General features: G+C 63.4%; 5 protein-coding genes. 3 read left to right on the plus strand and 2 right to left on the minus strand.

All coding sequences use genetic code 11. From position 1 onward, the window contains the following. Window positions 1-2: 2 nt before the first annotated feature. Window positions 3-497 (plus strand): DUF2314 domain-containing protein, encoded by a 495-nt coding sequence (locus EN990_RS26650; RefSeq protein ID WP_127369748.1) that lies wholly within the window; start codon window positions 3-5, stop codon window positions 495-497. Between the two features lie 13 nt (window positions 498-510). Here the strand turns inward: EN990_RS26650 and EN990_RS26655 are convergent, their stop codons facing one another. Then, the gene (locus tag EN990_RS26655; protein ID WP_164747158.1) at window positions 511-1,461 is read right to left on the minus strand and encodes a DUF3137 domain-containing protein; all 951 of its coding nucleotides are present in this window, start codon (window positions 1,459-1,461) and stop codon (window positions 511-513) included. 83 nt (window positions 1,462-1,544) lie between these two features. Next, window positions 1,545-2,600 (minus strand): CapA family protein, encoded by a 1,056-nt coding sequence (locus EN990_RS26660; RefSeq protein WP_063168830.1) that lies wholly within the window; start codon window positions 2,598-2,600, stop codon window positions 1,545-1,547. 108 nt (window positions 2,601-2,708) lie between these two features. Here EN990_RS26660 and EN990_RS26665 point away from each other — a divergent pair, with 108 nt between their 5' ends. After that, on the plus strand, window positions 2,709-3,974 hold the full coding sequence (locus tag EN990_RS26665) for a hypothetical protein (RefSeq protein WP_127384777.1): 1,266 nt from the start codon (window positions 2,709-2,711) through the stop codon (window positions 3,972-3,974). Window positions 3,975-4,507: 533 nt separating this feature from the next. Continuing rightward, window positions 4,508-6,016 (plus strand): tlde1 domain-containing protein, encoded by a 1,509-nt coding sequence (locus EN990_RS26670; protein ID WP_245469211.1) that lies wholly within the window; start codon window positions 4,508-4,510, stop codon window positions 6,014-6,016. Window positions 6,017-6,252 lie beyond the last annotated feature (236 nt).

Consider the following 6,252-nt stretch of genomic DNA (forward strand, 5'->3'; position numbering starts at 1 on the left):
CCATGAAGCTTGCAGTCCGGACTGCGATGTCCCTGATGCTGGCGTTTGCTCCAGGATTGGCCGGCGCACAAGCCACGGATCCGGGCGACGACAAAACAATTATCTTCACTCCCGGCGACCCAGAGATGGCAGCGGCGACCGCGCAGGCGCTCGCCAGCCTGGACGACTTCCTGGCACTGTCCGAGGCGCCTCCCGCCGACACAGAGAGGTTCAAATTGAAGGTCAAGGTACGGGACGGCAACGTCACCGAACACTTCTGGGTCATACCGTTCCGCCGCACCGAAACCGGATTTGTCGGCATATTGGCAAACCAGCCGGAGGAAGTGCACAACGTCGTCCTCGGCCAGAACATAGAATTCACCAGGGACGATATTTCCGACTGGGGATACACACGCGGCGGACGTCAGGTCGGCAGCTTCACCGTGTGCGTCATGTTCAACAAAATGTCGAAAGAAGAGGCGGACTACATGCGTGACAAATACGGCTTCGAGTGCTGAAAGCGCAGCCCGATCAACCCGCTTCGTCCTTCGCGCCGATCTTGCGCACAAGTGCCGCCGTCGCCAGCATCGCGCCCATGTCCGATATCATCGGCGCGACATGCCTGCTGTAGTCGAGCGGCACCGAAATATCCGGCAGCTCGAAGAAGTTCTTCGTCTGCGGCAACAGTAGGAAACCATCGCTGCCGTTGAGCGCGACGCGGGCTGGGTCGTCCGGCCAGGTTTCGCCAAGCCATTTCAGCGCCTGCGCCAGCCGGCCGCTCACCAATGGCTGTGCCGCCCCGAGATTGTCGGTGCGGAACTCGTAGGCGGCATCGAGCAAAGCATCGCCGCTGGACAGCTCTTGCAGCTTGCTGGCAAATATGCCGCGAAAGAAGCTGATCACCGCGTTGGTCCGCCGCGTCGCCACCAATATGCCGGGAAACGGCGCGATGGTCTCGAAAGCGACGATGACGCCCTGGAAGGCGGTCGAGGAGCCCTTGCCCGACCCTTCCCGCAGATGCGCCTCGTACAGTTCGAACGGAAACCCCTCATAGCGGCCCGCCACGATGTCGTCGAACGCCTGCCGGTTGAACGGACCAACCGCCGTGCGCGGCAACCGGTCGAAGGAATTCGGCGTCACGCCATGCTGGTAGCGCATGTCGGCGATGAAGCCGAATATGATCGGCAGCAGCGTCTCGCGGAACGATTGCTGCAGCCGCGTCGCCGGTTTCCTGGCCTGGAAATAGAGCAGGATCGAAGCCGCGAAGCCGATCACATAGAGAAATACATGCGGCGTCGAGACCCATTGCTCGTTGGGGTCGGCGACCTTGTTGAACAGCCAGGCGACCAGCACCACGGCCACCAGCACCAGCCCCACGAACACCGGCACCCGCCAGCGCACCTGCCGGACCGCCGAAGCCCTCGCCGCTTCATAGGCCTCGATGTCTTTTCGGATGCCGGCGATGACCGTTTCGCTCGGCATGAAATCCGCTGATTCCACCGCTACCCCCGCAATCCTGCCTCTGCGGGAGCATGATAGTTGGTTTTGCAAGGGCCGCCAGATGGTTAAGCGGGAACGCCTTCATCGGTTGGTGGAGAAGGGAAGACCGCTTTCAGTCGCTCCGCGACCCTGTCACGCATTCGGCCCTCCAAAGCCTCCATCAACACCAGCCGCTCGTGGTCGCCAGCGCGCAGGCGCATGAAGGGATGCATCCGGTAAGACGCGATCCTGCCGCGCGTACCGGCATCGGCACTGACATCGACAACGAGGATAGAGCCGATGCGGCCCGGCCATGGCTGCCGGGCAAAGGCGGTACCGAGGAAATCGCCGAGCCCATAGGCGACGATCGTCCCGTCAATCTTTTCCACCGGCTGCACGACATGGGCATGATGGCCCGCGATCAGCCCGGCGCCCTGCCCGGCCAGCCGCCTGGCCAGCGCTCGCGTCCCGTCGCGCGGAAAATGTCGGAACTCCCAGTCCCAATGCGGCACGGCGCAGAGAAGGTCCAAGCCAGCGGGTGGCCAGCTCGCCGGATCGCTGTCCATCGAAACGCGCCCGGCAAACAGTTTTTCATCGGCGTTCCGCCACAGCGTGAAGGCGGCGAAGCCGATATCAAGCGATCCAACCTGAATCGGTACAACCGGACCGTCGGCCAGGCCGATCGTGCGGATGCCGAGCCGCAGCAACGCCGCGATTGTCTCGTCGAAACCGGCGATGCCCTGATCCAGCACATGGTTGTTGGCCAGCGACAGCACGAGTTTTTCGCGCGCAACACCAACCGCCGTCAGCGCCTCGGCCAGGAACGGCTCGCTCATCGCATGATGCGTGCCGAGCCTTGTGCCCAGCACCGCGCTTGGCCTGTCCACAACAGGGCTTTCGCAATTGCCGATCACCAGATCGGCAGCGCCGAGCAGCGCCTTGATCGCCGGATCGCAATCCGGCGCGCTGCGGTTGGCCACCGCCGAGATGTCGCCGACAAAGGCAAGCCGCACCGCTTGCTTCGGCGGTGGATCCATCAGCGTCCCGGCCATCGGCGCAAAGTCTTGAGCGTCGCCGGCCAGTGACGGCTTCAGGAAACGCGGCAGCCAGGACAGCTTGTAGGAAAACGGATAATTCGACACGCGATGCCCAATTGTTTGCCCTGTGTAGACCGTCCGCCGGGCGGGTTGAAGCGCGGCGCTGCAAATGGTGTATGTTTGCACTGCGCGACAAAACATTGGGGGGAAAAGATGACACGACTGGCAGGCCTGCTGACATCCGCTTTCATTCTGCTCCTGCCGCTGTCTTCCGCGTCGGCGGCAATGCCAGAAGCGGCAACCACATTGTTTGAGGCGAAGACCGTGGCCGCGCGCGACACCGCTCTCTCGACGCTGGAGGCTGCCGCGCCAAAAGACCCGGCATCCGCCTATGCGGCCGGGGCGGGCGAGTTCTTTACCGCACTGGAGATCCTGGCCACCGGCCTGCACCGTCATGGTTTCGAAAGCCCGCAATCCTTCATGCTGCCGCTGATGCGGTTGCCGGTGCCCGACAATCCCAATCCCGAGCCGCTCACTTACGAGCAGTTCCGCGCCATCCTGGTCGGCTTCCGTGACCGGCTGGAGAAATCCGCAGCCACGTTTGCCTCGGTGCCGCCCGATGCCGATATCGGCATGGTCATCGATCTCACCCATGCCGGCATCGACCTCAACGAGGACGGCACCATCGCGCCGGACGAGAGCATGGCGGCGATCATCGCCTCACTCTCGCGCGGCGGTATCTCGTCGGACGCCGCCGCCCCCACGCTCACCTTCCGCTTCGACCGCGCCGACGGCTACTGGCTGCAGGGCTATGCCGAGTTCCTGATGGCGCAGGCCGATTTCTGGCTTGCGCATGATTTCAGGAGCACCTTCGACGGCTCGTTTCACATGCTGTTCCCGCGCGCCAAATTGCCGCTGCAGGATATTCTGGTGCCGCCGGCCGGCGATATGGGCTCGAGCATCTTCTCCTCGGAATGGCGCATCGCCGATTTCATCTCGATGGTGCATCTCGTCAACTGGCCGGTGATCGAACCGGAGCGCCGGCAAGCAGCGCGCCGCCACCTGCTGGAAATGATCCGGCTGTCGCGCGAGGACTGGAAGGCGATCCGCGCCGAGACCGACAATGACCGCGAATGGCTGCCTGGACCGCAGCAGAAGGGCGAGAACCCGCTCACCGGCCTCGAAGTCGGCGAGGAGCAGGTCCAGGCCTGGCTCGCCGCCTTGACCATGGCCGAGGATCTCCTGGAAGGCCGCAAGCTGCTGCCGCATTTCCGCGTCACCGCCAGTACTGGGCTTGGCATCAACATGAAGCGCTTCTTCGACGAGCCAAAAAACTTCGATCTCGTGCTGTCGATCACCGGCCCGGCCATCGCGCCCTACCTCGAAAGCGGCGAGCTCGCGACCAGCGACGATTTCGACCAGATCCAGCGCCAGTTCGGCGGCGGCGGGTTTTTGACGTTTGCGCTTTGGTTCAACTGAGGGTGGGCCGTTTGAGGCCGCCTTCCCGCGAGAAATCTAGCATGGCAGGCAACGGTTTTACCGGAAACACGCGCGCCTTTTGTAGGCAGGTCTGCCGGCAGTCGGTTCGCTGCATACACCGCGCGGAGGCGCTGCGTAAAAATTAGCAGTGGCTGTTTTGCTTGACTCGGCCGCCAAAAACAGGCAGCAAAACCAGGTCGGAAGGGCGACAACACCACTTTCCTGGCCGTGGACGAAGGCTGATTTGGCCAAAATCCACATCTCGTCGTTGGTTTTGAGAGGAATTGATTAACCAACTTTGTCCATATTTTGAAGCAATCGGCAACCAACTACAGACGCGGCAAACGCGTCGGGGACCACCTGGGATCACTCACAGAATGGTCGTCGCGGCTCTCAAGGCCACGTACGGGGAAACCGATTGAAGCGAGATTGGTTGCATGGCGTTGTTGAGTACACACAAAAAAAACCGGGGACAGCGTGAGGGCGGCGAGTTCGTCGATGCTCCACGTTCCCCTTCCTTCAACGCTGGCCGGGTGGCCCGCTGGGTCGCGCTGCCTTGCGTCAGCACCGCCATCGGTCTTTGGTTGATCGGCACCATGGCTGGCCTCAGTTCCGTCGGCGCCTCTCTGTCGGCAACTTCGGTTGGCCTGCCCCAGACACTGTCGACACCGGGATCGCTCGCACTTGCCGATCCGCTGAAACAGCACTTTTTGAAAGCACCCTTCGTGCTGGCCAACGCCAATGGCGGCACTCAGGCCCTGCATGATCATTCGGTGCAGTGCGGCGCCAGCTGTTTCAAGCTGGCCAGGGTAAGCGCGCGGGCGGAAAAATCCGAACGCCTTGTAGCGCAGGCAAAGCCGATGCCCGCCGCCGTGAAGTCGAAGGCGCAGGAGCGCTTCGAACGCATGGAAGCGTCGCTTTCGCCGATGAAGCTGGCCGCTGCCTTTGCCGATGCCGGAAAGCCTGCCGCCAGTGCCAACACCCGCCCGGTGATCTCCACAGTCGCACCGCGAATTGCCGAGGCGTCGTTGGTGCCCTCCGTCCAGCTCACAGCCAGCCTGTCCGATAACATGCCAGTTCCGGCGGCCGAACGTTTCGCCCGGCTGGATACCGACTCGGTGGTCGTTCAGACCGCACCGCCTCCGATGGGCTTTGCCCAATCCGGTACGCCGGACAATTCGCAGTTGGCGCTTGCTCTGGTGCAGTCCCTGCCGGCCGATGACGAGGCGTTCGCCTCACCGCTGCCGATCGAGGAATCGTCAGCCGATGTCGTGGTTTCACCCGTCGAAACCCAGCAGGATCAACCCGGCGATGCCGCCTCCCTGCCGGACGCTCTGACCGACGACGTGCCGTTGCCGACCCGGCGTCCGCAATTCGACGCGCCGCAGCCCAAAGTGGTCCAGCAGGAGCCTAAGTCCGTCCAGCAGCCGAAATCCGTTCAGCAGCCGAAGCCGGCACGCGAGACGGTCCAGCAGGCCCAGCCGGCAAAACCGACGCGGCAAGGCCGGCCGGCCGATGGCGGCGATGTGCTGGCCTATGCCAAGCCCGACACGCCCTCGGGCGGCCTTGGCAAGGCGTTCAGGAACCTCTTCAACTCGCCAGCCGCCAGGAGCGGAGCCGGCAATGGCGTCGCCGTGTACGACATCAGCAGCGCGACCGTCTACATGCCTGACGGCTCGAGGCTGGAGGCGCATTCAGGCATCGGCGCCATGGCGGACCAGCCGCGTTATGCCGACCAGAAGAATCGCGGACCCACGCCGCCCAACACCTACAATCTGTCGATGCGCGAGTCGCGCTTCCACGGAGTGGAGGCCTTGCGCCTGACACCGGTCGATGGCCGCAACAAATACAATCGCAACGGCCTGCTGGCCCATACCTACCTGCTCCGGGGCCGCTACGCCCAGTCGAGCGGCTGCGTCGCCTTCAAGGACTATGCGCGCTTCCTCGCCGCTTTCAAGAAGGGCAAAATCAAACGCCTCGTCGTGGTGCCGCGCCTGAACGGGTCGGCGACGCAGGTCGCATCAGCCGCCAGGGGCGTGTAACGACAAGAGGCTTTCGGGCGCCCTCCCGCTGCTCCTGACAGCCTGCTGTCAGGAGCAGCGCTGTCCGGCACGCCTCTCCCCACCGCGCTCTTTCCATTTTGGCCAGGAAATCCCATATTCGGGACATGGCCAAATCTCCCGATCAGAAAACGCCGCCGACGGCGAATGACGACCGCGCCGCGCCGAAGCGGCGCAGCCCGCTGACCGATTTCCTCGACGCCTCCGAGCCGCTGCAC

Origin of the sequence: Mesorhizobium sp. M7A.F.Ca.US.005.03.1.1, assembly GCF_003997975.1 — a bacterium.
GTDB classification, from domain to species: domain Bacteria; phylum Pseudomonadota; class Alphaproteobacteria; order Rhizobiales; family Rhizobiaceae; genus Mesorhizobium; species Mesorhizobium ciceri.